Origin of the sequence: Mycobacterium sp. SMC-18 (genome assembly GCF_045310895.1) — a bacterium.
Lineage (GTDB): Bacteria > Actinomycetota > Actinomycetes > Mycobacteriales > Mycobacteriaceae > Mycobacterium.
In genome coordinates this window covers 1-25,663 of sequence record NZ_JBJIAL010000027.1, presented here as the reverse complement: position 1 = coordinate 25,663, position 25,663 = coordinate 1, and the positions used below count along the sequence as shown (strand labels likewise).

The window sequence follows — 25,663 nt, the reverse complement described above, 5'->3', positions numbered from 1 at the left end:
CTCGCGGGGGAGAAAAGCGACGGTCGGATCAGTCGTGGGCACTCATGACGTGCTTGATCCGGGTGTAGTCCTCGACGCCATAGATCGACAGGTCCTTGCCGTAGCCGGAGTACTTGAATCCGCCGTGGGGCATCTCGGCAACCAGCGGGATGTGGCAGTTCACCCACACCGCGCCGAAATCGAGTGCACGGCTGAACTTCTCGGCGGTCGCGTGGTCTTTCGTCCAGACGCTCGAGGCCAGGGCGTACCGGACGCCGTTGGCGAGTTCGATGGCCTGGTCGTCGGAGCTGAACGGCTGCACCGTCAGGATGGGACCGAACGTCTCGTCCTGCACGATGGCGTCATCCTGGCGGACGCCGGTGATGACGGTCGGCTCGAAGTAGAAGCCTTTGTCGCCCAGTTGTTTTCCGCCGGTGACGATGGTGGCGTGCTCCGGTAGCGCGGAGATCTTCTGGCTGACCGTGGTGAAGTGGTTGACGTTGTTGAGCGGCCCGTAGAACGCGTCGGCGTCGTCGGGGAGTCCGGGCCGCAAGGTCTGTGCCGCCTCGACGAGGGCGTCGACGAACTGGTCGTGGATCGACTCGTGCACGATGACGCGCGTGGCCGCGGTGCAGTCCTGGCCGGCGTTGAAGAACGCGGCCTGCGCGATACCGGTTGCGGCCTTGGTGATGTCGACGTCGCCGAACACCACGGCGGGCGCCTTGCCGCCGAGTTCGAGGTGGCTGCGCTTGAGCTGCTGGGCGGCTGCCGAGGCCACGGCGACACCGGCACGGACAGAACCCGTGATGGACACCAGGCCGAGCGCCGGGTGGTCGACCAGCTCGGCGCCGGTGGCGCCGGTGCCGAGAACGACGTTGAACACGCCGTCGGGCAGGATGCCCTGGCTGATCCGGGCCAGCACCAGCGTGCTCTCGGGGGTGGTGTCGCTGGGCTTGAGGACGACGGTGTTGCCGGTGGCCAGGGCCGGGCAGATCTTCCAGATCGCCATCATGAACGGGTAGTTCCACGGGGTCACCTGGCCGACGACGCCGATCGGCTCGCGCCGCACATAGGAGGTGAAGCCCTCCATGTACTCACCGGCGGACAAGCCTTCGACCATGCGGGCGGCCCCGGCGAAGAAGCGGACCTGATCGGCGCTCACCGCGACTTCCTCGGCTGCGATCATGGCCTTGAGCTGGCCGGTGTTGCGGCACTGCGCCTCGACGATCTCGTCGCTGTGGGCCTCGATCGCGTCAGCGAGCTTGAGGAGCGCCTGTTGCCGCACGCTGGGCGTGGTCTTGCCCCAGGTGAGGAACGCGCGCTCGGCGGCGGCCACCGCGGCGTCGACATCGGTGCGGTTGGACACGGGGGACTGTCCGACCACGGAGCCGTCCACCGGGCTGATCAGGTCGATGACCTCCGACGACGACGAATCGACGAATTTTCCGTCGATGTAGTTCTGAAGAAGTCCGTCGGGCATCTCGTACCGTCGCTCTCTTGCTGGGAAGGCCGTCACGTCTCTGGCGGCCTTAGTGTGCGCCAGCACACACTCTTCAGCATCGGACAATTACGGGATTTTCGGTGGAGTTTTTCGACATTCTGTACATTCATGCCGGTGACGGTTCCGGTGCGATGGGTGCTGGACCAAGCTGATCTGCGAATCCGGCTGCGCGGCGGTGCTGCCGGCGTCGGCGGCGAGATCAGTTTGGTCCTGACAACCGAGTTGGCTGACCCGGCCAAATGGCTGTCCGGTGGTGAGCTGGTGCTGACCACCGGCATCAGTCTGCCGCCGGCTGCTGCGGACCGGCGGCAGTACCTCCGGCGCCTTCACGAAAGTGGCGTCGCCGGAGTCGGATTCGGTACCGGGCTCACCTTCGACGACGTGCCCGAAGAACTGGTGTCAGTCGCCGAGGAGCTGGGGCTGCCGCTGTTGGAGATTCCGTTGCGGACGCCGTTCGCGGCCGTCGTGCAGCGGGTCAGTTCGCGCATCGCGGCGCTGCAGTACGACGCGGTGCTGCGGGCGTCCCGGGCGCAGCCACGGATCACCCGGGCTGTCGTCAGCGGTGGCCCGCAGGAGGTCGCCGCGGAACTGGGGCGGGCGCTGCGGGCCAGTGTGGTGGTGCTGGATCCGTCCGGCACGGTGATCGCATCCCACCCGCGCAATCTCAACGTCACCACCATCAACCAGGTGCGCGATGCCATCGAGCCCGGGGCCGCGTCGGCCGTCGCGGTGCTGGCCGAGGGCGTCACCGTCGCGCAGCAGTCCATCCGCGTCGGTGGCCGCTCGCACGGGGTGCTCGCCGTGGTCAGTGAAACGGCATTGAGCCCGGTCGATCAGGTGCTGTTGGGCCACGCAAACTCGTTGCTCGCCTTGGATTTCGAGAAACCCGTGCGCTTGAAGGAGGCGCAGCAGCGGCTCAACGAACAGGCGTTCGGCCTCATTCTCACCGGTGAAGCCAACCTGGAGCCGGCCTGGGCGCAGCTGGCTCAGGCGGCCGATCACCGGGGCCGGATCAGGGTGCTTGTCGTCCAGGCGGATTCGGATACGAACGCTGAAGCCGACACCGCGAATCTGCTGAAGAAGGTGACCGCCGCGATCGTCGATGAGCTGGACCAGGCCGGCCAGCCGGCGTTCGTGCACGGCGCCGACAAATGGCTGGCGGTGCTGTTACCCGGAGCGGAGGCCGAGGAGATCGCCGCCGCGTTGGTGAACCGGATTGATGCATCGTTGCGCCGAACCATCCGTCTGGGCCTCAGCGGAATTCAGCCGCTGGCCAAATTGGGAGAGGCCGTCGACAACGCCCGGCTGGCGGCCTCCGTCGCGGAATGCGGCCGGCCGCCGATCGAATTCTCCGCGCTGGCCGGCAGCGCACTGCTGGCGTTCGGCGAGAGTCGGGACGTGCTGGTTGCGCTCGGTGCGGCCGTCCTGACTCCGGTCCTCGACCACGACGCGGAGTTCGGCACGGGATTGCTCACGTCGCTGCGGGCTTTCCTGGAAGCCAACGGGCACTGGGAATCTGCGGCCGCGGCCGTCGGCGTGCACCGGCACACGATGCGCAAGCGCATCGAGACCGCCGAGGCGCTGCTCGGTTGCGATCTGGCCGTCGCGCGGGTCCGCGCCGAGTTGCTGCTGGCGATCCTGGCGCGGACACCGGGCGACTGATCAGCCCACCGGAGCGGGGGAGTGCTGTGCGGGTGACGCCGCCGTCCGGCGCGTGGGCCGCAGCGGCCACCAGAACCATCGGCCCAGGAGCGCCGCGATCGACGGCGTCATCAACGACCGAACGATCAAGGTGTCGAACAACAGCCCGAGGCCGATGGTCGTCCCGGCCTGGCCGATGGAGCTCAGATCACTGGCCGCCATCGACATCATGGTGAAGGCGAACACCAAACCGGCTGTGGTGACGACACTCCCGGTCTCGCCCATCGAACGGATGATGCCGGTTTTCAGTCCCGCGCCGATTTCCTCCTGGAACCGGGAGACCAGCAGCAGGTTGTAGTCGGAGCCGACCGCCAGCAGGATGATCAGGCCGAAAACCGGTGCGATCCAGTTCAACTCGAGTCCCAACAGGTTCTGCCACACCAGCACCGAGAGTCCGAATGCCGCACCGAGTGACAGCAGCACGGTGCCGACGATCACCAGCGACGCGACCAGGGCTCGCGTGATCAGCAGCATGACGACGAAGATCAAGGTCAGCGCGGCAGTGCCGACAATCAGTAGGTCGTATTGCGAGCCCGACTGGATGTCCCGATAGATCGCGGCGGTGCCGGCAAGGTAGAACTTCGCGTCGGTGAGCGACGATCCCTTCACCGATTGATGCGCGGTCTCGAGCGTCGGCAGCACCGCGGCGATGCCGTCCGGCGTGGCCGGGTCTTCGGCGTGCGTGATGATGAAGCGCGCGGCCTTGCCATCGGGGGACAGGAACAGCTCCAGGCCGCGCTGAAAGTCCTTGTTGTCAAAAGCTTCTGGCGGCAGGTAGAAGAAGTCCCCGCTGCGGGACGCGTCGAAGGCCTGGCCCATGGCCCCGGCGGTGTCGGTCATGGCGGACATCTGGGTGACCAGCCCGGAGAAGCTGCTGTGCAAGGCGAGCAGCGTGCCGCGCATGGACTCCACCGTGGCGATCATCGGTGGAAACTGCGCCTTCATCTGCGGCAGCAGCGCCACGGTGCGGTCCATGTCGGCGCCCAGCGCGGCCATGTCGGAACTGAACGTGTCGACGTTGTCGATCGCGTCGAAGACGGATCTGGTTGCGGCGCAGACCGGGATGTCGGTGCAGTGCTGTTCCCAGTAGAAGTAGTTGCGCAGCGGCCTGGCGAAATCATCGAAATCCGCGAGATTGTCACGCAGTTCGCCCATCGTCGTGTGCATCTGGTGCACGTCCGCGGCCAGGTGCTGTGTTGCGCCACTCATCTGGTCGACCAGGACCTGCAGCCGCTTCATCGGTCCGATCAGACCGCCGAGATCGTCACTCATCCTCAGGATGTCGCCCATCCGGTCCTTCATGATCTGAAGGTTCTGCTGGATCGGAATCGATTGGGCACTGACCTGGAAGGGGATCGACGTGTGCTCGGTCGGGCCCCCGTATGGCCGAGTGATGCTCTGCACCATCGCGATTCCCGGCAGCTTGAAGATGTCCTTGGCCAGCTTGTCCAGAACGATCATGTCGCCGCTGTTGCGCATGTCGTGGTCCGTTTCGATCATCAGAATGTCGGGATTCATCGTGGCGGCGCTGAAATGGCGCTCGGCAGCGTCGTATCCGGCGTTCGACGGCAGATCGCGGGGGATGTAGAAGCGGTCGTCGAAGCTCAGTTTCATGCTGGGCATGAACATGATCCCGACGAGGGCGACCAGCAGGGACGCCACGAAGATCGGCGCCGGCCACCGGACGGTGGCGGTGCCGATGCGCCGCCAGCCCTTGGTCTTGGTCATCCGCTTCGGTTCGAGCAGGCCCCGCCGGGTGGCGACCGCCACGACGGCCGGCGCCGCGGTCAGCGCGCCGGCGACGACCACGACGAGCCCCAGCGCGGACGGAATACCCAGCGCCTTGAAGTACGACAGCCGCGCCAGGTGCAGGCACAGTGTCGCGCCGGCGATGGTCAGTCCGGAACCCAGGATGATGTGGGCGGTGCCGCGAAACATGGTGTAGTAGGCGGCTTCCGGGTCCTGTCCGGCCTGGCGGGCCTCGTGATAGCGGCCCACGAGAAAGATCGCATAGTCGGTTCCCGCGGCGATGGCGAGCGACGACAGCATGGCGACCACGAACGTCGAGAAGCTCAGCAGGCCATGGTCTCCGAGCAATGCGATCAGGCCTCTGGCGGTACCCATCTCGAACCCGACCATGATCAGCACGAGCACCACGGTGGCGGCGGAGCGATAGGCCACGGCCAGCATCACGATGATGACGACACCCGTAACGCCCATCATCGTGAGCATGCTCTTGTCGGCGGCCTCGTTCATGTCGGTGGTCAGCGGCGCGGGCCCGGTGACATACACCTTCAGGCCCGGGGGAGGCGGCTGCCGCTCGACGATCTCCCGAACCCGATCGACCGATTCATTGCCCAGCGTGCTGCCCTGGTCGCCGGCGAGATTCAGCTGCACGTAGGCCGCCTTGCCGTCACGGCTCTGCACGCCCGCCGAGGTCAGTGGGTGGCCCCAGACGTCCTGGACGTGTTGCACGTGCGCGGGATCCGATCGCAGCGCCCGCACCAGGCCGTCGTAATAGCGGTGCGCCTCGGAGCCGAGTTTCTCCGCGCCCTCGAGAACGATCATCGCGATGCTGTCGGAATCCGACTCGCGGTACGTCGCACCGATCTTCTTGGCGGCGATCAAAGCCGGGGCGTCCTGCGGCGACATCGTCACCGCGTGTTCGCGGGCCACCGACTCGATCTGTGGCACAAGGACATTCAGGGCGACGGTGAGCAGCAGCCAGCCGATGACGATGGGCCAGGCGAACCGCCGGATGAATCGCATGTACGCCGGGCGGGTGTCGTGGTCACTGTTGTTGGCGCTCATGCGTTCTTGACCAGACACGAGGTCTGGGCATCACGCCCGAGGGCGGACTGCTCCTGGCGGGCCTCGCCATCCACGGTGATACGACATCCGAGCCGGTCGCCGTCGCCCTGCGCGACGATGCTCGCGATCGTCGCCGGTGCGGTCGTGGTGATCTCCACGGTCCACGGCAGGGCGGCGAAACTTGCCTGCACCGGCTGGGCGTTCTCATCGAGGTAGTTGACGCTGCCCGCGGTGCCGGTGGGGCCGAAAACCTCATAGACCACATGCTTGACATGCGTCGGCTCGAGTGGCTCGGCAGTGCGGCCGGTGGCGGTGAAGATCGGTTCGGAGCCGAACGCGCCGCGCAGTTGCGTGACTGCCGTCGCGCCCAGCGCGACGGCGACCACGGTCACCGCAGGCACCCAGATTCTCGCCAGGACAGGTGGCATCGTTGTCTCCCCTCACAGCGCACGACGCAGGCTGTAGCCCGTGGACGCGCAATATGCGATACCCCTCGGGGTATTGAATCAAGCCAAACGTACCATACCCCCTAGGGTATGGCTGTCAGTGTGAGATCTCCGACAAGTTCGTTGGCGCATACCCCAGGGGGCATGCTATGAAGGAATGGTACGAGCCGCGGCGGAGAGCCTGATCGGATCGAATCGCCAAGGAGCACAACATGGCTCACCGGCTCGATCATCCGCGCGGCCACCGGAGGGAGTGAATCATGTGCCAGGCCAAGCGTTGTTCGCAATGCGGCAAGACCACCTGGTCGGGCTGTGGGATGCACGTCGACGCCGTCAAGGCCACGGTACCCGCCGGCCAGTGGTGCGACGGGCACCCCAAATCCGATCGACCGTCCCGCATGAAGTTCTGGAGGTAGGAACGTGAAAGACACGAAGCTCGTCATCCTCGGCGCCGGTATCGGCGGTCTGTCGGTCATCAAGGAACTCGCCGAATCCGGAGTGGCCCTTGACGATCTCGACCTGACCATCGTCGACGAGGACTTCTCGCACTTCCTAGGCTTCACCCTGCCCTGGGTACTGCGCGGTTGGCGCGAGGAGGGCAGCGTGCCCATCGAGCCCACGGTCTCCGCCCTGCGCGGCGTCAACACCGTCACCGGGACCGTTGCCGACATCGATCATTCGGCTCGCGTCGTGACGCTGGCCGACGGCGACGAGATCGGGTTCGACGCATTGATCATCGCCACCGGTGCCCGCAACGTCATCGACAAGGTGCCGGGGCTGCGTGATTCCGTCGATGCCGGGTCCGCTGTGCACTACTACAGCGCCGAGGCTGCCGCGGCCGCGCACGCCGCGTTGCAGCAGTTCTCCGGTGGCAGGCTCGTCTTCCTGGTCACCTCGTTGCCGTACCGCTGTCCGGTCGCCCCCTACGAGGGTGCGCTGCTGGCCGCGGACCTGTTGCGGGACAACGGTCACCGGGAGGCCACCGACATCGCGGTGTACACCCCGGAGAAGCAGCCCATGCCCTCGGCAGGGCCGTACGCCGGGCTGGAACTGGTGGAGATGCTGGGCGCCAACGACATCGGCTTCCATGGCGAGCATGCCGTCGAGCGCATCGACGCCGAGCACAAGGTGATCCACTTCGCCGACGGCACCGCCACCGAGTTCGATCTCCTGGTGTTCGTCCCGCCCCACGAGCCGGCCGTGACGATCGACGGCGCGGGTTGGATCACCGTCGACGCCGAGATGGCCACCGGGTACCCGGGCATCTTCGCCATCGGTGACGCGGCCGCCGTGACCGCCGAGTCGGGGCGACCGCTGCCCAAGGCGGCGATCTTCGCGAAGAACGGGGCGAGGGCGGCGGCCCGCAACGCGCTGCGCTACCTCGGGCGGGTCGGCGACGGTGCGGCGATGTCGGGCGAGGGCTACTGCTACATCGACGTCGGCGGCCATGTCTCGGCGCAGGGCAAGGGCAACTTCTTTGCGACGCCGCACCCGACGATCCATCTGACCGAGCCGTCCGAACTGCTCCACCGCGACAAGCAGACCGAAGAGAACGAGTGGCGGGCGCTGTGGGAGCGCGCTGCCGTCCCGGCCGGCCGCTGATACCCTGAGGGGTATAGCGGGCTCGGACCGTGAACCAAGGAAAGGCAGGTGCGACATGGTCGGCGATGAAGAGGCCATGGCCGCCGTTCTGGCCCGGTTGCGCCGCGCGCAGGGACAGCTGGCCGGTGTCATCTCGATGATCGAGCAGGGCCGCGAATGCAAGGACATCGTCACGCAGCTCGCGGCGGTGTCGAAGGCACTCGACCGGGCGGGATTCAAGATCGTCGCCACGGGCCTCCGCGAGTGCCTGGCCGGCAACGCCGCGGAGGGCCGTGACCCGATGACCGAGGCCGAGTTGGAGAAGCTGTTCCTGTCGCTGGCGTGAGGCCGGCTCAGTGGGCCGGCCGCTTGATGATGGTGAGCGACTGGTCGATCTTCTTGAACTTGGTGAAAGTGTCTGCGGGAACGCCGAACACGGCGCCGAGAACATCGGGCGGCAGCTTGCTGATGGACGCTCCGATGCCGATGTCGTCTTCGCCCTCCTGGGTGCTGGCGTTGAACACGATCAGCAGACTCAGATTCTGGGTGCCCTTGTTCTCGAAGTAGTGCAGTGAGCCCTGCGGCGCGAACACCACGTCGCCGACGTTGGCCTCGAACTGCTCGGAGTGCCCCATCGGATCGAGCAGGGTCCAGGTCGCCACACCGCTGGTGATGACATTGATCTCCCAGGCGCTGGGGTGCCAGTGCGGTTCCCGGATGCCACCGGGCTCCAGGGTGACCATCACCACGCTGGCTTCCTGTCCGGTGAGTATCGGCCAATTGCCTTCGTAGGCTTGGCGCAGCGTGCCGCCCTCGAACTGGGTGGGCGCCAGGGCGCCGAGGTGGAACATGTGCGGCTGTGCCGTGTTCAGCTCGGCCGGGATGCGCGGGTTGCCGAACCGGGCGGCGTTGTCGGTCATGGTGTTTTCCTGAGTTTCCTTGCGGGGCAGAGGGGTTGAGAACGCGCGGTCGGCGCCGGCGCCGGCGATCGCCGCAACCCCGACTGCGCCCGCACCGCCGAGCATCGTCCGTCGATTGATCATCATGTGGACAGATTCACCGGCGTCCGGGCCGTTGTCGTCAGCGCTGGCACCCAACCGCGTCTTCCTGCTGGCTGCAATACGGAATTGATGCCTGCGGTAGCGACTTTTGCCTGGTCAGGGCCGACGATTGAGGCAGTCCGAAAGCGGACGAGCCCTTCGACAGAAAGCGCACCGATCATGAAGAACCCGATCAAGTTCATCGCTCCCGCAATGGCCGTGGCCGGTATTGCCGGTGCCCTCCTGCTGGCGCCGATCGCCAGCGCCGACACCGATCCGCTGATCCCCAACGGAACCGACCCGCACTCGTCGTACGTGTTGGGCGAGCACTTCTCCAACCATGACGAGGCCAACCAGAGCGCCGGCTACCTGGATACGTCGTTCTGATCCCCGCCGAACCGGCACGGCTCCGTCCGCCACCCACCTCGGGTGGCGGACGGAGCCGTTTCTGGATGTGTCAGAAGCGCCGGACGAAATCCAGTGCGGTGGCGGCGACGTCGCGCCACCCACTGTCGATGACGAGGGAGTGGCCGCGTCCCGGGATTTCGACGATCTCGGTGACGTTCGGGTTCTTCTGCTGCCGCTTGTACGACGCGTTGGCGATGGCCCACGGCACGGTGTGGTCCTTCTCGCCCGAGATGATCAGCAGCGGACCACGTTCCGGATTCCGGGTGTCGACCTTGGCCTCGGTGCTCGAATGGAAGTTGGCGGTGGCGGCCTGGAACAGCGGCAGGCCCGAGCCGGCGACCGAGTAGTTCTCGTACAGCTTTGCCGACTCCTCTTCGGACACGGCATTGCCGAACCCGAACCGGAACTGCTTGGGGGTCAAGGCGACCGCGCGGTCACGGTTGAGCGGGTTGCCGAGGACGGGGAACGCCGAGCGCAGGGCCGCGATCGGCAGCGGCAGCACGCCGCGGAACGGCGCGGGATCGATCGCGACCGCGACCTTGGCCAGGCCGAGGCCCGCCAGCTTCTGGGTGATCAATCCGCCGAACGAGTGGCCGATGACGATCGGCTTGCGGTCGAGTGCGCCGATGACGTCGACGTAGTGCTGCGTGATGTCACCGATGCTCTTGCGGGCGAACACCGACGGATTGCGACGGGCGTCCTCCACTGTCGCCGGATCGTCGGGCCAACCGGGGGCGAGGGTCACGAAACCCTGTTCCTCGAACAACGTCCGCCAGCTGTCCCAGCTGTTCGGCAGCAGCCACAGGCCGTGTACGAACACGACGGGCTGCCGTCCGGTGCGGTTGGCGCGGTCGATGTCGGCCTGTTCGGTCCGGGTGATGGTCATGGCGTCTCCTCAAAGTAGAAAGAACGGTCGTTCTGCCTCTGTAACCGGCGACGCGCGGGATGTGTTCCCGAAATCAGAAAGAACGTTCTAGCTCGCGAGTACGCTGGGGTCATGGACAGTGCCGAAGCGGCTCTGCGACCACGCGAGCGGCTGCTGCGGGTCGCGGCGGAGCTGTTCTATCGCGAAGGAATCCACGCCGTCGGCGTCGACCGGATACTCGCCGCGGCGGGCGTCACGCGCGCCACCATGTACCGCCACTTCAAGGGCAAGGAAGGGCTCGTCGAGGCGTACCTCGGGCTCGAGGACGAGACCATCCGCGGCTACTTCCGCGACGCCGCGGCCACCGCCGGCCCGGATGCCGACATGCTCGAGCTGGTGATCGACGGCATCGCCGAAGACATCGCGAGGTACCACACCCGCGGTTGTCCGTTCATCAACGCCGCCGCCGAGTACCCCGCGCCGGACAGTCCGGTGCGGCAACTCATCGCCCGGCACCGCAACTGGTTTCGCGGTGCGCTGCAGGACGCGGCCGGCGCTTGCGACGACGCCGAGCAGGTCGCGGCATCGCTCGTGCTGCTGCGGGACGCCGCGCTGGTCGGCGGATACCTCGACGGAATCGACTCGACCCAGACCGCCTTCGTCCGGGCCGCCCGGCAGGCCGCGGGTATCTCTCGGTGATGCGCGGCCTGTTGCCCACCTAATACCCATGCCCAACCCGTAAGCTCGATTGTGTGCAGCGACGGATCATGGGAATCGAGACCGAGTTTGGCGTGACCTGCACTTTTCATGGTCACCGCCGGCTCAGCCCTGACGAGGTAGCGCGGTATCTGTTCCGGCGAGTGGTGTCGTGGGGCCGCAGTTCCAACGTCTTCTTGCGAAACGGTGCACGCCTGTACCTCGATGTGGGCAGCCACCCCGAGTACGCGACCGCCGAATGCGACAACCTCGCGCAGCTGGTCACCCACGATCGCGCGGGTGAGCGCGTGCTCGAAGATCTGCTGGTCGACGCCGAGCAGCGGCTCGCCGACGAGGGCATCGGCGGCGACATCTACCTGTTCAAGAACAACACCGACTCGGCGGGCAACTCCTACGGCTGCCACGAGAACTACCTGATCGTGCGGGCCGGGGAGTTCTCCCGGATTTCGGACGTGCTGTTGCCGTTCCTGGTCACCCGCCAGCTGATCTGCGGCGCGGGCAAGGTGCTGCAGACGCCGAAGGCCGCGACGTTCTGTCTGAGCCAGCGCGCCGAGCACATCTGGGAGGGTGTCTCCAGCGCGACCACCAGGTCACGGCCCATCATCAACACCCGCGACGAGCCGCACGCCGACGCCGAGAAGTACCGCCGGTTGCACGTCATCGTCGGCGACTCCAACATGTGCGAGTCCACCACCATGCTCAAGGTGGGCAGCGCCTCGCTGGTGCTGGAGATGATCGAGGCGGGCGTGCCGTTCCGGGACTTCTCGCTGGACAACCCGATCCGGGCCATCCGTGAGGTCAGCCATGACCTGACCGGCCGGCGCGCCGTGCGGCTGGCGGGCGGGCGGCAGGCCTCGGCGCTGGACATCCAGCGCGAATACCATTCGCGCGCCGTCGATTACCTGCAGACCCGCGAGCCCAACGTGCAGCTCGAGCAGGTCGTCGACCTGTGGGGCCGCCAGCTCGACGCCGTCGAGAGCCAGGACTTCGCCAAGGTCGACACCGAGATCGACTGGGTGATCAAGCGGAAGTTGTTCCAGCGCTACCAGGATCGCTACAGCATGGAGCTGTCCGACCCCAAGATCGCGCAGCTGGACCTGGCCTACCACGACATCAAGCGCGGACGCGGCGTGTTCGATCTGTTGCAGCGCAAGGGCCTGGCCGCCCGCGTCACCACCGACGAGGAGATCGACGCGGCGGTCAACACCCCGCCGCAAACCACCCGGGCCAAGCTGCGCGGCGAATTCATCACCGCCGCACAGGAAGCCGGGCGCGACTTCACCGTCGACTGGGTGCACCTGAAGCTCAACGACCAGGCGCAACGCACGGTGCTCTGCAAGGACCCGTTCCGGTCGGTCGACGAGCGGGTGAACCGGCTGATCGCCAGCATGTGACGGGCGCGTCCGTCACCGCGGGCGCGCCGGTAACCGGGTGGCGCACAGCAACCACTTAGTCTGTTGGACGTGGCGACGTCCAAGGTTGAGCGGTTGATGAACCTCGTCATTGCGCTCCTGTCCACCCGTAGCTACCTGTCCGCAGAGCAGATCCGGGCCAACGTCACGGGCTACCAGGACCCGCCGACCGACGAGGCGTTCTCCCGGATGTTTGAGCGCGACAAGAACGAGCTGCGCGACCTCGGCATCCCACTGGAGACCGGGCGCGCCTCGATGATGGACGTCAATGACGGCTACCGCATCAACCGCACCGCCTACGAGCTGCCGCCCGTCGAGCTGACGGGCGACGAGCGCGCCGTCGTCGCGATCGCCACCCAGCTGTGGGAATCGCAGGAGATGGTCACCGCCACGCAGAGCGCGCTGCTCAAGCTGCGGGCCGCGGGCGTGGACGTCGACGCGCCCGACGCGGGCGTCGCGATCACCACCGGAACCACGCAGGGGCTGCGCGGTTCCGAGGAGGCCCTGGGAATTCTGTTGTCGGCCATCGACTCCGGCCGTGCCGTGCAGTTCGCGCACCGTCCCAATCGGAGTTCGCCGTACGTCGACCGCACCCTCGAGCCCTGGGGCGTGGTCACCTACCGCGGCCGGTGGTACGTCGTCGGTCACGACCGCGACCGCAACGACGCGCGCACCTTCCGGGTGTCGCGCATCGCCGGTGAGGTGCGCGCCGTCGGACCCGACCACGCCGTCACCCGGCCCGAGGGCGTCAACCTGCGGGACATCGTGCACCGTGCGGTCTCCGAGTGGCCGGCCGGCGAGCAGGCCCGGATCTGGGTCGCCGAGGGGCGGGCGACGGCGTTGCGCCGGCAGGCCGTCAGCTCCTCACCCAGCACGCGCGGCGGGCGCAGCGGCGACGAGATCGTCGTCGACATCGGCATGGTCGACCGGCTGGCCCGGGAGATCGCCGGCTACGGCGCCGACGCGGTCGCGCTGGAGCCGAAATCTTTGCGGGACAACGTGATCGGACGGTTGCGTGCGCAGGCGGGGGAGAGCCTTCACAAGTGAGCAACGTATCCACCCGCCTCGTGCGGCTGTTGAACATGGTCCCGTATTTCCAGGCCAATCCGCGGGTCAGCCACACCAAGGCCGCCGCTGATCTGGGCGTGACACGCAAGCAGCTGGAAGCCGACCTCTGGCAGCTGTTCGTCTGCGGGCTGCCCGGCGGAGGCCCCGGGGAACTGATCGACCTCGACTTCGAGGGCGACACCATCGAGGTGATCTTTTCCGCGGGCATGGACCGCGCACTGCGGCTGACGTCGCCGGAGGCCACCGGTGTGCTGATGGCGCTGCGCGCGCTGGTCGACGTACCCGGTGTGGTGGATCCCGACGTGGCGCGCAGCGTGATCGCCAAGATCGAGGCCGCTGCCGGGACCGCCGGCGCGACGGCCGCGGCGGTGCCGGCCCCGGACGTCACCGGCGACGTCGAGAACAAGGCGACGGCGACGGTGCGGGCCGCGGTGCGCGACAAGCGGGCGTTGTCCCTCGAGTACTACTCCGCTTCGCACGACACCGTCTCGCAGCGCGTCGTCGACCCGATCCGGGTGGCCCTGATCGGTGACCACAGCTACCTCGAGGCGTGGTGCCGCACCGCCGAGGGGGTGCGGCTGTTCCGCTTCGACCGCGTCGTCGACGCCACCGCGCTGGACGAACCCGCCGCGCCGCCGGCACCCGCGGTGCAGGCCGGACCGGACACGTCGCTGTTCTCCGCGGAGACCGCGGACCCGACACTCCCGGTGGCGACGCTGCTGATCGACGAGTCCGCGGCGTGGATGTTCGACTACTACCCGCTGGCGGTGCAGCGCGAGATTCCCGACGGCAGCTGGGAAGCCACCATGAGTTACGCGTCGACCGACTGGATGGCCCGGTTCGTCCTCGGTTTCGGTTCGGCGGTCCGCGTGCTGGACCCGCCCGAACTCGCCGACCGCGTGCGGGAGTCCGCGGTAGCGGCGCTGGCGGCGTATGAACCCGGCCCTGGCGAGTAGACTCGGCCTCAACTTCTGGAGGTGACCCAAATTGGGCGGTTTGCAACCGTGGCACTGGTTGATCGTCATCGCGGTGTTCGTGCTGCTCTTCGGCGCGAAGAAGCTGCCGGACGCCGCGCGTTCGCTCGGTAAGTCGATGCGCATCTTCAAGTCCGAGTTGAAGGAGATGCAGTCGGACGGTACGACGGAGCAGCAGCCTGCGCCGCGTCCCATCACTGCTGAGCGCGTCGAGAACCCGGCACCCGCACCGCAGGCGGCGCCGGACGCCGCGGACAAGCACCCGGCCTGACCTTTGCCGTGATCCCGCCGCGGGCCCAGCGCACGCGGCGGTCGGCGTCTTTCACACTCACGTGCCAGTAACCGCAATTTTCCGAAAGCTCGACCCGCGCCGCCGACGGTCGCGGGTCAATCCTGACGGCACCATGTCGCTCGTCGATCACCTCGAGGAGCTCCGGACCCGGCTGCTGATCGCGGTCATCGCGGTCCTGTTGACGACCGTCGTCGGCTTTCTCTGGTACGGCCACAGCTTCTTCGGATTCCCCAGCCTCGGTGACTGGCTGCGCGGCCCGTACTGCTCGCTGCCGGCGTCGTCGCGGGCATCCATTGCGCCGGACGGGGAGTGCCGGCTGTTGGCCACCGCGCCCTTCGACCAGTTCATGCTGCGTCTGAAGGTCGGTATGGCGGCGGGCATCATCCTGGCCTGCCCGGTGTGGCTCTACCAGATCTGGGCGTTCATCACCCCGGGCCTCTACAAGAAGGAACGGCGCTTCGCGTCGTTGTTCGTCGGCGTCGGCGCGCTGCTGTTCGTGTCCGGTTCGATCTTGGCCTACGTGGTGCTGTCCACGGCCCTGTCGTTCCTGTTGACCGTCGGCAGCGACGTACAGATCACCGCGCTGTCCGGTGAGCAGTACTTCGGCTTCCTGATCAACCTGCTGATCGTGTTCGGCATCAGCTTCGAGTTCCCGCTGCTGATCATCATGCTGAACCTGGTCGGGGTGCTCACCTACGAGAAGCTCAAGGCCTGGCGCCGCGGGCTGATCTTCGGCCTGTTCGTGTTCGCGGCGTTCGTGACGCCCGGCTCCGATCCGTTCTCGATGCTGGCACTGTCGCTCGCGCTCACCGTGCTGCTGGAGATGTCGATCCAGGTGGCGCGGCTGCACGACCGGCGCAAGGCCCGGCGCGAGGCCGAGCTCGAAGCCCAGGCCGTTCCCGACGACGAGGCCGCCCCGATCGGGTCGGTCGAGCCCATCGATGCGCCGGCTGCCGTGCCCACCCCGACCCGGCTGACCATCGATGACGACGCCACCTGACCCGCAGGACGTGACTCCGGCCGAACCGGGGCCACAGCTCCGCGACTTCGCCGCCGGTCTGTCGTTCACGCTTGACCCGTTCCAGACCGAGGCCTGCGTGGCGCTCGAGAACGGGCGCGGCGTCCTGGTGTGCGCCCCGACCGGCGCCGGCAAGACCGTCGTCGGCGAATTCGCGGTACATCTGGCGCTGGCGGCCGGGCGCAAGTGCTTCTACACCACCCCGATCAAGGCGCTGAGCAACCAGAAGCACAACGATCTCGTGGCCCGCTACGGCGCCGAACGTATCGGCCTGCTCACCGGTGACCAGGCGATCAACGGTGACGCCGACATCGTCGTGATGACCACCGAAGTGCTGCGCAACATGCTGTACGCCGATTCGCACGCGCTGCACGGCCTGGCGTACGTCGTGATGGACGAGGTCCACTTCCTGGCCGACCGCATGCGCGGCGCGGTGTGGGAGGAAGTGATCCTGCACCTGCCCGACGAGGTCCGGCTGGTCAGCCTGTCGGCGACCGTGAGCAACGCCGAGGAGTTCGGCGGCTGGATTCAGACGGTTCGCGGTGACACGACCGTCGTCGTCGACGAACACCGCCCGGTGCCGCTGTGGCAGCACATGCTCGTCGGCAAGCGGCTGTTCGATCTGTTCGACCTGTCGAAGGGGACATCGGGAGCCAAGGGCAAGGCGCGCGTCGACCCGGAGTTGTTGCGGCACATCGCGCATCGCCGCGAGGCGGACCGGCTGATGGACTGGCAGCCCCGCGGGCGCGGCCGCGACGGGCACCGGGGCCGGCCTGCCATGTACCGGCCACCGAGCCGTCCCGACGTCATCGGCACGCTCGACCAGGCCGGCCTGCTGCCGGCCATCACGTTCGTGTTCTCCCGCGCCGGGTGCGACGCCGCGGTCAAACAGTGTCTGCGGTCCGCGGTGCGGCTGACCAACAAGGCCGAGCGCGAGCGGATCGCCGAGATCGTCGACCGGCGCTGCGCCGATCTGGCCGAGTCCGATCTGGCGGTGCTCGACTACCACGAGTGGCGCGAAGGCCTGCTGCGCGGCCTGGCTGCCCACCACGCCGGCTTGCTGCCGGTGTTCCGGCACACCGTCGAGGAGCTGTTCACGGCCGGCCTGGTGAAGGCCGTCTTCGCCACGGAGACACTGGCTTTGGGCATCAACATGCCCGCCCGCACCGTGGTGCTGGAACGGCTGGTCAAGTACAACGGCGAGCAGCATGCCCCGTTGACGCCGGGGGAGTACACGCAGCTGACCGGCCGCGCCGGGCGCCGCGGCATCGACGTCGAGGGCCACGCCGTGGTGCTGTGGCACGCCACCGACGAGATGGCCGATCCGGCCCAGGTCGCCGGCCTGGCGTCGACCCGAACGTTCCCGCTGCGCAGTTCCTTTGCGCCGTCGTACAACATGACTATCAACCTGGTGCAGCACATGACGCCGGCTGCGGCGCACCGGCTGCTCGAGCAGTCGTTCGCGCAGTACCAGGCCGACCGGTCGGTCACCGGGCTGGTGCGCGGCATCAGGCGCGGTGAGCGGATGCTCGCCGAGATCGCAGCCGAGCAGGGGGACGACTGGGAGTCGGTGCTCGAGTACGCCCGGCTGCGGGCGCGCATCACCGAACGCGAACGGGCGCAATCCCGGGCCGGTCGCCTGACGCGGCGCAAGGGCATCAACGACGCGCTGGCCGCGCTGAAGCGTGGCGACGTCATCGCCATCGGCCTGGGCCGCCGCAGCGGGCTGGCCGTGGTGCTGGAGCCGGCGTACGACGCAGACGATCCCCGCCCGCTGGTGCTGACCGAACACCGTTGGGCGGGAAGGATTTCCGCGGCCGACTACGCGGGGACGTCGCAGCGCCTGGGCAGCATGTCGCTGCCCAAGCGGGTGGAACACCGGCAACCCAAGGTGCGCCGTGACCTGGCGTCGGCCCTGCTGTCGGCGGCCGAAGCGCTCGACGTGCCGTCGGTGCGGCGCAGTCGCGGATCCGCCGAGGCGACGCCGGACATCGACCCGGAGCTGGCCGGCCTGCGGGAACAGATGCGCCGTCACCCCGCGCACCAACTGCCCGACCGCGAGGCCAGAGTGCGCGCCGCCGAGCGCTACCTGCGCATCGAACGCGACAACGACCAGACCCAGCAGAAGGTCGCGGCGGCCACCAACTCCCTGGCCCGCACCTTCGACCGCATCGTGTCGCTGTTGAGCGAGCGGGGCTTCATCGAAGGCGCCGAAGGCGAGCCGGCGGTGACCGAAGACGGACGGCTGCTGGCCCGGATCTACAGCGAGAGTGACCTTCTGGTCGCCGAATGCCTGCGCGGCGGGGTGTGGGATGACCTGAACCCTGCCGAACTGGCTGCCGTCGTCTCGGCGGTGCTGTTCGAATCGCGCGGTGACGGCCCGTCGGTACCGCCGGGCTCCGAGCAGGTCACCGACGAGGTGCGACGGGCACTGGCCAAGACCCGCAGGTTGTGGACCGACATCCGGGGCGACGAGCGCCGGCACCGGTTGCCGTTCAGCAGGGAACCCGACGCCGGGTTCGCCGCGGCGATGTACAGCTGGGCGACCTATGGCGACCTGACCGCGGCGCTGTTGATGTCCGACAACGGCAACGGAAATGCGCTTCCCGCAGGTGATTTCGTGCGGTGGTGCCGTCAGGTGCTGGACCTGCTGGACCAGGTGCGGCTCGCTGCGCCGGCGCCGCAGCTGAGGGTCACGGCCAAACGTGCCATCGGGGCCGTGCGTCGCGGCGTCGTCGCCATCGACACCATGTGACCTGCCGCGCCTCAGGCCAGGCCGAGATCCAGCCAGTCGTCGACCATGAACCGGTCGCCGCGCGCCACGATGGTGGCGCCGCCATGGCCGGCGTAGTGCGCCGGCACCACGGCCGCCCGGCGCCGCGATGCCTCGGTGAACACCCGCTTGCGGGTGACGGTCGCCTCGGCCGCGTCGACGTCGAAAGCGCACGGATCATCCGGCCGGGGAATCTGGATCGGACAGTGCGTCAGGTCGCCGACGAACACCGCCGGCTTGCCGGCATCGAGCCACAGCACCGACGATCCGGGCGTGTGGCCGGGGGCCGGGCGCAGCCACACCGAGTCACTCAGCTGATGGTCGCCGGAGAACTGCACGGTCTGGTCGGCCACCGGGATGACGCTGTCCTCGAACACCGTTCGCATCTCGTCGGTGGTCTCGGGGTTGTCGGGCGCGAAGAACCGGTAGTCGGCCTCCGGCATCAGGTAGCGGGCGTTGGGGAAGGTGGGCACCCAGGCGCCGTCGACCAGTTGGGTGTTCCAGCCGACGTGATCGGTGTGCAGGTGCGTGTTGAGGACGACGTCGACGTCGGCCGGGTCGATGCCCGCGGCCCGCATGTTGTCGAGGAATGGCGTGTCGAGGTGGTCGAGCGGCAGCATGTGCGGCCGGTGCCGGTCATTGCCCGCGCCGGTGTCGATGACGATGGTCAGCCCGTCCACCTGCAGCACCCAGCTCTGGATCGCGATCCGGAACAGGTCGGTCTCGGGGTTCCAGAATCGCGGCGCCAGCAGCTCGGCCTCGGCGTGCCAGGCCTCCGGCGGTGTCGACGGCCACAGCGTGGTGGGGATTTGCACCTGGGTTTCCGCGACGCGCGTCAAGACGGCGTTGCCGAGCCGGATTCGGTCCGTCATACCGCGAGACTAAGGCCGGCCGTGCCAGGTGATGCCCAGACACGCGCCCCGCGTGCGGGTCATCCAGGAACGGTGACACCGGTAGTGTGGTTGACCAGCAGCTCGGATGACGTCCGGGCAGTAGAGCACCGAGGGAGAGACGATGAGCGGTCCAGAGGGAACTGATCCGTCACAGCAGTGGCAAGGTCAGCAGCCCGCTTGGGGTCAGCCGGCGTCCGGCGCCGAGCAGCCGACCACTGCCGCCCCGGCGTGGGGGCAGCAGCCGGCCTACAACCCGGAGCAGTACCAGCAGCAGTACCCGGCGGTGCAGCCGGGCGCCGCGCAGCCTGGGGCACAGCAGGTTCCGGGCTACCCCCAGCAGCAGTACCCCGGTTACCCGCAGCAGGGTTACCCGCAGCAGGGCGCCTACGGTCAGCCGCAGTACGGCCAGCCGGGTCAGTACGGTCAGCCCCAGTACGGCCAGCCGGGTCAGTACGGCCAGCCGCAGTTCGGTGAGGGTGCCGCGGGTCAGCAGTTCGACCAGCAGTTCGGCGCCCCGGCTGCCAAGAAGGCCAGCAGCAAGACGCTGATGATCATCGGTGGGGTCGTGGCCGCGGTTGTCGTCGCGGTCGTCGGTGTCCTCGGTTTCCTGTGGCCGGGCTTCTTCGTCACCACCAAGCTCGACATCAACGCCGCGCAGTCGGGCGTGCAGAAGATTCTGACCGACGAGACCAACGGCTACGGCGCCAAGAACGTCAAGGACGTCAAGTGCAACAATGGCACCGACCCTGAGGTCAAGTCCGGGCAGACGTTCGACTGCGACGTGAACATCGACGGCACCAAGCGCACCGTCAAGGTCACCTTCAAGGACGACAAGGGCACCTACGAGGTCGGCCGCCCGAAGTAGTTCCACTCAACTCTCACCAGGCCCAGGCCGGAACCTCTACGTCATATGTGACACGAGGGTTCCGGCCTGAGTCGTTTACGCCGTCGAGCGTGCGGCTGGATCGCCCCACCGAGCAGATCTGCGATCTGACGGCACACTCGTCGCATGAACCGGCGGATTACAGCTTGTCGAGCGCCTTCTGCAGCCGCGCGATGGAATTGGTGATGCCGTACTTTCCGGCCAGGTCGGCCACGCGCTGCGGGTCGCGGGCCGCGAGCGGCAGGGCGTCGGACTCCGTCGACAGGGACACCGGCGCATCGGTCGCGACGAGGACGACGGGCAGCGCGGCCGTGATGTAGTCCGCCGCGGCCAGGATTTTCTTGCGTTGCGCCGCAGCCATTTTGGAGGTCGGGTCCTGGGCGGCCGCCTCGATGGCGGCCAGTGAACCGTAGGTCTGCAGCAGGGTTGCCGCCGTCTTCTCGCCGATGCCGGCGACGCCCGGCAGACCGTCGGACGCGTCGCCGCGCATCAGGGCGAGTTCGGCGTATGCCGCGCCCGCGCGATCCAGCGGGACGCCGTAGGTCCCGGCGACCTCGGCAGGCCCGTACAGCACCGCCTTGGCCAGGCCGCGGCCGATATAGAACACCCTGATTCCAGGTCCGTCATCACTGGCCAGCTGCAGCAGGTCGCGGTCACCGCTCACCACGATCGCGGGGTCGGTCTGTTCCCGGGTCGCCAGCGTGCCCAGCACGTCGTCCGCCTCGAAACCTGGTGCGCCCGCGGTGGCGATGCCGAAAGCGTCGAGCAGCTCCATGATCACGGCGACCTGGGGTGTCAGATCGTCGGGCACCTCCTCGATATCGGGCTCGCCGTCCGGGTTCTCCTCGAGCACGCGGTGCGCCTTGTAGGACGGGATCAGGTCGACGCGCCACTGCGGCCGCCAATCCAGATCCAGGCACACCACCAGGCGGCCGGGACGGTGCTGGGTGACCAGGGCCGCGATGTTGTCGATGAAGCCGCGGACCGCGTTGACGGGGCGGCCGTCCGGCGCGGTGATCGAGGACGGCACCCCGAAGTACGACCGGAACCACATGCTGGCTCCGTCGAGCAGGAGGATCGGCTGGTTCATGCTCAGGCCCGCCTGTCGCGGATGTCGGTCGGCATCGCACTAGCCTATTGCTATGCGGGCGAGCGAAGTGACGGGGAATGTGACAGCAGGTCGATTCAACACCGACGTCTATGCCGCGCGTCTGCGCTCGGCCGCCGCGGCCGCCCAGGCCGCCGGCCTGGCGGGACTCGTCATCACCCCGGGGTACGACCTCCGGTATCTGGTGGGGTCGCGGGCGCAGACATTCGAGCGGTTGACGGCACTCGTGGTGCCCGCCGACGGTTCGACGCCGACGGTCGTGGTGCCGCGGCTGGAACTGGCGTCGCTGAAGGAGTCGGCGATCCTGGAACTGGGCCTGGCGGTGCAGGATTGGGTCGACGGCGACGACCCCTACGCGCTGGTCGCCGCGGCGCTGCCGGGCAGTGCCGTCGCGGTGACCGACGCGATGCCCGCGCTGCACCTGCTGCCGCTGGCATCGGTGCTCGGCGCGGTGCCGGTACTCGCCACCGACGTGCTGCGGCAGTTGCGAATGATCAAGGACGCCAGTGAGATCGACGCCCTGACGAAGGCGGGCGCAGCCATCGACCGCGTCCACGCGCGGGTGCCCGAATTCCTGAAGCCGGGCCGCACCGAGGCCGACGTCGCCGCGGACATCGCCGAAGCGATTGTCGCCGAAGGGCATTCGGAGGTGGCATTCATCATCGTCGGCTCCGGACCGAACGGTGCCGACCCGCACCATGAATGCTCGGACCGTGAATTGCAGGTGGGGGACATCGTCGTCGTCGACATCGGCGGGCCCGTCGAGCCCGGCTACAACTCGGACTGCACCAGGACCTACAGCATCGGCGAGCCCGATCCCGCGGTGGCACAACAGTATTCGGTGCTGCAGCGGGCGCAGGCCGCGGCGGTGGCCGCGGTCCGGCCCGGGATGACGGCCGAGCAGATCGACGCCGCGGCCCGCGACGTGCTGGCCGCCGAAGGGCTGGCCGAGGTGTTCGTCCACCGCACCGGTCACGGCATCGGCCTTTCGGTCCACGAGGAGCCGTACATCGTGGCGGGCAACGCATTGCCGCTCGAGCCCGGCATGGCGTTCAGCGTCGAGCCCGGTGTGTACTTCGCCGGGCACTGGGGCGCCCGGATCGAGGACATCGTCGTCGTCACCGACGACGGCTGTGTGTCGATGAACAACCGGCCGCACGATCTGGTGGTTGTCCCGGTTTCGTAGCGGGCTGTTGTCAAGATCGGCTAAGAAAGCCAAGATCGAGGCCATGGCTGAAATCCGCCGTGGCCGCACGGGACGTGCCGCCAAGCTGGCAACCCTTCCTGCCGGGATCGCGGGCCGCGCCGTCCTGGGCGTCGGCAAGCGCATGGCCGGCAAGTCGAAAGAGGACGTCAACGCCGAGCTCGTCGAGAAGGCCGCCGAACAGCTCTTTCAGGTGCTGGGGGAGCTCAAGGGCGCGGCCATGAAGCTGGGGCAAGCACTTTCGGTCATGGAGGCCGCGATCCCGCCGGCGTATGCCGAGCCCTACCGCGAGGCCCTGACCAAGCTCCAGAGCGACGCCCCGCCGCTGCCCGCCGAAAAGGTGCACCGCGTGCTCGATGCCCAGCTGGGCACCAAGTGGCGTGAGCGTTTCCAGTCGTTCGACGACACGCCCGTCGCCTCCGCCAGCATCGGGCAGGTGCACAGCGCGGTGTGGAGCGACGGCCGCCGCGTTGCGGTCAAGGTGCAGTATCCGGGCGCCGATGAGGCCGTGCGCGCCGACCTCAAGACGCTGCGCATGCTGACCACACTGTTCAAGCAGGTGGTTCCGGGCGCCGACGTCAAGAGCATCATCGACGAGCTCATCGAGCGCACCGAGGAGGAACTGAACTACCGCATCGAGGCGGACTATCAGCGGGCGTTCGCCAAGGCCTTCGCGGGGGACCCGCAGTTCTACGTCCCGGCGGTCGTCGCGTCGTCACCGAAGGTCGTCATCACCGAATGGATGGAGGGCCGCAAGCTCTCCGAGATCATCGCGGGTGGCACGGAAGACGAACGCAACCGGTGCGCGCACCTGCTGCTGGAGGTCACCATCAGTGCTCCGTACCGCTGCGGGCTGCTCCACGTGGACACCCATCCCGGCAATTTCATGCTGCTCGACGACGGCCGGTTCGGTGTCATGGACTTCGGTGCCGTTGCGGTTCACGAAGGCGGTCTGCCGCGCGCGACCGGCCCCATCCTGCGGCTCGCGCGCGACGAGAAGTGGGAGGAGATGACGGCGTATCTGCGCGAGGAAGGCTTCATCCCCGCCGGGGCCACCGTCTCGCACGAAGAGATCAACGCTTATCTGCTGCCGTACATCGAGCCGTTGCGCCACGAGAGCTTCCACTTCAGCCGCAGATGGCTGCAGGGCATCGCCGCCACCGCCGCGGACATCCGCAGCGAGCAGTTCGCCGCCACTTTCAAGACCAGCCGCCAGCTGAATCTGCCGCCCAACTATCTGATGATGTTCCGGGTGCTCGGCGGTCTACTCGGGATTGCCGCACAGCTGGACGCGACCATCAACTACGCCGAGATCGTCGACAAGTGGGTGCCCGGCTTTCACGAGGACTGAAGATCGCGCGGTAACTCCGGAGTCGTTGCGGCTGGTGGAACACCTTGCTGGGCAAGATGTTTGACCTCATTGGTCACTTTCGGCACAGGCGTCCCAAACTGCGGAAACTTGTCGGTGATTCGAACTAGTGTGGCGCTCCACGGGTTTTCGTGGGCGCCTTTGCGCTGTTCAGGGGCTATTTTAGGTTGTGCGCCTGGGGTTTTGAGCGTGTCGGCGGCGAGTTGAAGGACGCGCACGCGGTGTCCCTCTAGGTTTCGGGGTTACCACACCAACCTCAACCGCCAGGAACGATCCGCGTGCGCGTCAGTACTGCATTTAACCGAATACTTCAGGTCCCCGGAGCCAACGTCACCGATGTCACCATCGGCGACCGCGATATCGAAGTCACCGTCGGCCTTAAAGCCCGCTCGATGCGCTGCCCGTGCGGCAAACGTGTGCGGGCCGGTTATGACCGCCGGCGCCGGCGCTGGCGCCATGTGGATCTGGCCTGCAAGAAACTGTGGCTGGTCTACGACATCCGCCGCACGAACTGCCCACGCTGCGGCATCGTCACCGAGCAGGTGCCGTGGGCTCGTCCCGGTGCCCGATTCACCCGAGACTTCGAAGACACGGTGCTCTGGCTGGCCCAACGCACCGACCGCACCACCGTGGCCACGCTCATGCGGTGCGGCTGGGAATCGGTCACCGCCATCATCAACCGCGGTGTCGACGAACTGCTCGACCAACGACGACTCACAGACCTGTACCGGATCGGCGTCGACGAAATCTGCTACCGCCACCCGCACAAATATCTGACCATCGTCGGCGACCACGACACCGGCACCGTCATCGGAGTCCAGCCCGGACGCAGTGAAGAATCGCTATCGAAATTCTATGAACAACAACCTGATTCGACACTAGAGACGATCACCGCCGTGAGCATGGACGTGAGCAAGGCGTTCCGCGGAGCCACCCGAACCCACCTACCGGAAGCCACCATCTGCTTTGACCCGTTCCACATCATGCAATGGGTCAACCGGGCATTGGACCGGGTCTTCGCCGCCGCCGCCAGCGGACCGGACAAAGTCGCCATGACCTCAGCGCAGTGGCGCCAGACCCGATGGGCGCTGCGCACCGGCGAAAACAAACTCACCGACAACAAACGTGAACTGGTCAACCAGATCGCCCGCGCGAACCGTCACGTCGGCCGGGCCTGGGCCCTCAAAGAACAGCTGCGCGACCTGTATCGACTCCCACACGAACCCGGTGTCGCCCGTCAACGACTCAAAGCCTGGATCACCGCCGCCAAACGCAGCCGTATCCCGTCCTTCATCGAACTCGGCAAACGACTACAGGAACACTTCGACGCCGTCATCGCCGCCGTGGAACTCGGCATCTCCAACGCCCTCCTCGAAGGCATCAACGCCAAAATCCGACTCATCAACGCCCGCGGCTACGGCCACCACTCCGCCCGAACACTGACCTCAATGATCTATCTCTGCCTGGGCGGGCTCCACCCTCAGCTACCCACGAGAAGGTGAGGAGTAGCACTAGTGTTCGATGTATGGGATTGACCGATCCGGCCGCTGTCGAGGAGGCGTACGCCGCCTACGAGGCGGCGCATGCGCGGCTCGCGGCCTTGGACTACACCGGTCTGGA

Annotated in this window: 22 protein-coding genes; 15 read left to right on the top strand and 7 right to left on the bottom strand. The window is 67.4% G+C overall.

Translation table 11 applies throughout. From position 1 onward, the window contains the following. Positions 1 to 28 precede the first annotated feature (28 nt). Positions 29 to 1,459, bottom strand: a complete 1,431-nt coding sequence (locus ACJH6J_RS20855; RefSeq protein WP_267325009.1) for a gamma-aminobutyraldehyde dehydrogenase — start codon at positions 1,457 to 1,459, stop codon at positions 29 to 31. Between the two features lie 147 nt (positions 1,460 to 1,606). Here ACJH6J_RS20855 and ACJH6J_RS20850 point away from each other — a divergent pair, with 147 nt between their 5' ends. Further along, the gene (locus ACJH6J_RS20850; protein WP_406804484.1) at positions 1,607 to 3,142 is read left to right on the top strand and encodes a PucR family transcriptional regulator; all 1,536 of its coding nucleotides are present in this window, start codon (positions 1,607 to 1,609) and stop codon (positions 3,140 to 3,142) included. Here ACJH6J_RS20850 and ACJH6J_RS20845 read toward each other — a convergent pair whose 3' ends face one another. After that, positions 3,143 to 5,992: an RND family transporter gene (locus tag ACJH6J_RS20845; protein ID WP_406804468.1), complete on the bottom strand. Its 2,850-nt coding sequence runs from the start codon at positions 5,990 to 5,992 to the stop codon at positions 3,143 to 3,145. Continuing rightward, positions 5,989 to 6,420, bottom strand: a complete 432-nt coding sequence (locus tag ACJH6J_RS20840) for an MmpS family transport accessory protein (protein ID WP_212811977.1) — start codon at positions 6,418 to 6,420, stop codon at positions 5,989 to 5,991. Before ACJH6J_RS20840 ends, ACJH6J_RS20845 begins: the two co-directional genes overlap by 4 nt. A 438-nt stretch (positions 6,421 to 6,858) precedes the next feature. On the opposite strand from ACJH6J_RS20840, the gene ACJH6J_RS20835 reads away from it, so the two are divergent. Both ACJH6J_RS20835 and ACJH6J_RS20830 read left to right on the top strand, forming a co-directional pair. After that, positions 6,859 to 8,040 carry an NAD(P)/FAD-dependent oxidoreductase gene (locus ACJH6J_RS20835; protein ID WP_212811976.1) on the top strand — a complete coding sequence of 394 codons (1,182 nt, stop codon included), beginning with the start codon at positions 6,859 to 6,861 and terminating at the stop codon, positions 8,038 to 8,040. Positions 8,041 to 8,095: 55 nt separating this feature from the next. After that, complete coding sequence (locus ACJH6J_RS20830) at positions 8,096 to 8,365, top strand: metal-sensitive transcriptional regulator (RefSeq protein ID WP_212811975.1); 270 nt, start codon at positions 8,096 to 8,098, stop codon at positions 8,363 to 8,365. A gap of 7 nt (positions 8,366 to 8,372) precedes the next feature. On the opposite strand, the gene ACJH6J_RS20825 is transcribed toward ACJH6J_RS20830, so the two are convergent. Then, positions 8,373 to 9,065, bottom strand: a complete 693-nt coding sequence (locus ACJH6J_RS20825; protein WP_212811974.1) for a cupin domain-containing protein — start codon at positions 9,063 to 9,065, stop codon at positions 8,373 to 8,375. Between the two features lie 174 nt (positions 9,066 to 9,239). On the opposite strand from ACJH6J_RS20825, the gene ACJH6J_RS20820 reads away from it, so the two are divergent. Next, on the top strand, positions 9,240 to 9,446 hold the full coding sequence (locus ACJH6J_RS20820) for a hypothetical protein (RefSeq protein ID WP_212811973.1): 207 nt from the start codon (positions 9,240 to 9,242) through the stop codon (positions 9,444 to 9,446). Positions 9,447 to 9,516: 70 nt separating this feature from the next. On the opposite strand, the gene ACJH6J_RS20815 is transcribed toward ACJH6J_RS20820, so the two are convergent. Continuing rightward, positions 9,517 to 10,353, bottom strand: a complete 837-nt coding sequence (locus ACJH6J_RS20815) for an alpha/beta hydrolase (protein ID WP_406804467.1) — start codon at positions 10,351 to 10,353, stop codon at positions 9,517 to 9,519. Positions 10,354 to 10,464: 111 nt separating this feature from the next. On the opposite strand from ACJH6J_RS20815, the gene ACJH6J_RS20810 reads away from it, so the two are divergent. The 7 genes from ACJH6J_RS20810 to ACJH6J_RS20780 all read left to right on the top strand — a co-directional run bounded on the left by ACJH6J_RS20810 (position 10,465) and on the right by ACJH6J_RS20780 (position 18,568). Continuing rightward, positions 10,465 to 11,031, top strand: a complete 567-nt coding sequence (locus ACJH6J_RS20810) for a TetR/AcrR family transcriptional regulator (RefSeq protein WP_212811971.1) — start codon at positions 10,465 to 10,467, stop codon at positions 11,029 to 11,031. Positions 11,032 to 11,084: 53 nt separating this feature from the next. Then, a complete protein-coding gene (gene pafA, locus ACJH6J_RS20805) occupies positions 11,085 to 12,443 on the top strand; it encodes a Pup--protein ligase (protein ID WP_212811970.1) in 1,359 nt (452 codons plus the stop codon). Positions 12,444 to 12,512: 69 nt separating this feature from the next. Further along, positions 12,513 to 13,508 (top strand): YafY family protein, encoded by a 996-nt coding sequence (locus tag ACJH6J_RS20800; protein WP_212811969.1) that lies wholly within the window; start codon positions 12,513 to 12,515, stop codon positions 13,506 to 13,508. Then, entirely contained in the window at positions 13,505 to 14,485 is a 981-nt protein-coding gene (locus ACJH6J_RS20795) for a YafY family protein (protein ID WP_212811968.1), read from the top strand. Before ACJH6J_RS20800 ends, ACJH6J_RS20795 begins: the two co-directional genes overlap by 4 nt. A gap of 31 nt (positions 14,486 to 14,516) precedes the next feature. Then, entirely contained in the window at positions 14,517 to 14,774 is a 258-nt protein-coding gene (gene tatA, locus ACJH6J_RS20790; RefSeq protein WP_020100720.1) for a Sec-independent protein translocase subunit TatA, read from the top strand. Positions 14,775 to 14,907: 133 nt separating this feature from the next. Next, positions 14,908 to 15,795, top strand: a complete 888-nt coding sequence (tatC, locus tag ACJH6J_RS20785) for a twin-arginine translocase subunit TatC (protein ID WP_244872591.1) — start codon at positions 14,908 to 14,910, stop codon at positions 15,793 to 15,795. Further along, positions 15,779 to 18,568 (top strand): RNA helicase, encoded by a 2,790-nt coding sequence (locus ACJH6J_RS20780; protein ID WP_346415711.1) that lies wholly within the window; start codon positions 15,779 to 15,781, stop codon positions 18,566 to 18,568. The genes tatC and ACJH6J_RS20780 overlap by 17 nt, the downstream gene beginning before the upstream one ends. Before the next feature lie 11 nt (positions 18,569 to 18,579). On the opposite strand, the gene ACJH6J_RS20775 is transcribed toward ACJH6J_RS20780, so the two are convergent. After that, positions 18,580 to 19,458, bottom strand: a complete 879-nt coding sequence (locus ACJH6J_RS20775; RefSeq protein WP_318985930.1) for an MBL fold metallo-hydrolase — start codon at positions 19,456 to 19,458, stop codon at positions 18,580 to 18,582. A 142-nt stretch (positions 19,459 to 19,600) separates the two neighbouring features. Between ACJH6J_RS20775 and ACJH6J_RS20770 the strand changes: the two genes are divergently transcribed. Further along, complete coding sequence (locus ACJH6J_RS20770; protein WP_212811964.1) at positions 19,601 to 20,344, top strand: DUF4333 domain-containing protein; 744 nt, start codon at positions 19,601 to 19,603, stop codon at positions 20,342 to 20,344. Between the two features lie 157 nt (positions 20,345 to 20,501). Here ACJH6J_RS20770 and ACJH6J_RS20765 read toward each other — a convergent pair whose 3' ends face one another. Continuing rightward, a complete protein-coding gene (locus tag ACJH6J_RS20765; protein ID WP_212811963.1) occupies positions 20,502 to 21,452 on the bottom strand; it encodes a 5'-3' exonuclease in 951 nt (316 codons plus the stop codon). 52 nt (positions 21,453 to 21,504) lie between these two features. Here ACJH6J_RS20765 and ACJH6J_RS20760 point away from each other — a divergent pair, with 52 nt between their 5' ends. The 3 genes from ACJH6J_RS20760 to ACJH6J_RS20750 all read left to right on the top strand — a co-directional run bounded on the left by ACJH6J_RS20760 (position 21,505) and on the right by ACJH6J_RS20750 (position 25,545). After that, entirely contained in the window at positions 21,505 to 22,656 is a 1,152-nt protein-coding gene (locus ACJH6J_RS20760; protein WP_406775933.1) for a M24 family metallopeptidase, read from the top strand. A 43-nt stretch (positions 22,657 to 22,699) separates the two neighbouring features. Beyond that, entirely contained in the window at positions 22,700 to 24,025 is a 1,326-nt protein-coding gene (locus ACJH6J_RS20755) for an AarF/ABC1/UbiB kinase family protein (protein WP_212811962.1), read from the top strand. Between the two features lie 296 nt (positions 24,026 to 24,321). Continuing rightward, positions 24,322 to 25,545 carry an ISL3 family transposase gene (locus ACJH6J_RS20750; RefSeq protein ID WP_212806588.1) on the top strand — a complete coding sequence of 408 codons (1,224 nt, stop codon included), beginning with the start codon at positions 24,322 to 24,324 and terminating at the stop codon, positions 25,543 to 25,545. The last annotated feature ends 118 nt before the right edge of the window (positions 25,546 to 25,663 follow it).

Coding starts and splice junctions, on each gene's coding strand:
- ACJH6J_RS20855 (WP_267325009.1), bottom strand. CDS start 1,459: ATGCCCGACGGACTTCTTCAGAACTACATCGACGGAAAATTCGTCGAT.
- ACJH6J_RS20845 (WP_406804468.1), bottom strand. CDS start 5,992: ATGAGCGCCAACAACAGTGACCACGACACCCGCCCGGCGTACATGCGA.
- ACJH6J_RS20840 (WP_212811977.1), bottom strand. CDS start 6,420: ATGCCACCTGTCCTGGCGAGAATCTGGGTGCCTGCGGTGACCGTGGTC.
- ACJH6J_RS20830 (WP_212811975.1), top strand. CDS start 8,096: ATGGTCGGCGATGAAGAGGCCATGGCCGCCGTTCTGGCCCGGTTGCGC.
- ACJH6J_RS20825 (WP_212811974.1), bottom strand. CDS start 9,065: ATGATGATCAATCGACGGACGATGCTCGGCGGTGCGGGCGCAGTCGGG.
- ACJH6J_RS20820 (WP_212811973.1), top strand. CDS start 9,240: ATGAAGAACCCGATCAAGTTCATCGCTCCCGCAATGGCCGTGGCCGGT.
- ACJH6J_RS20815 (WP_406804467.1), bottom strand. CDS start 10,353: ATGACCATCACCCGGACCGAACAGGCCGACATCGACCGCGCCAACCGC.
- ACJH6J_RS20810 (WP_212811971.1), top strand. CDS start 10,465: ATGGACAGTGCCGAAGCGGCTCTGCGACCACGCGAGCGGCTGCTGCGG.
- tatC (WP_244872591.1), top strand. CDS start 14,908: ATGTCGCTCGTCGATCACCTCGAGGAGCTCCGGACCCGGCTGCTGATC.
- ACJH6J_RS20780 (WP_346415711.1), top strand. CDS start 15,779: ATGACGACGCCACCTGACCCGCAGGACGTGACTCCGGCCGAACCGGGG.
- ACJH6J_RS20775 (WP_318985930.1), bottom strand. CDS start 19,458: ATGACGGACCGAATCCGGCTCGGCAACGCCGTCTTGACGCGCGTCGCG.
- ACJH6J_RS20770 (WP_212811964.1), top strand. CDS start 19,601: ATGAGCGGTCCAGAGGGAACTGATCCGTCACAGCAGTGGCAAGGTCAG.
- ACJH6J_RS20765 (WP_212811963.1), bottom strand. CDS start 21,452: ATGAACCAGCCGATCCTCCTGCTCGACGGAGCCAGCATGTGGTTCCGG.
- ACJH6J_RS20760 (WP_406775933.1), top strand. CDS start 21,505: ATGCGGGCGAGCGAAGTGACGGGGAATGTGACAGCAGGTCGATTCAAC.
- ACJH6J_RS20755 (WP_212811962.1), top strand. CDS start 22,700: ATGGCTGAAATCCGCCGTGGCCGCACGGGACGTGCCGCCAAGCTGGCA.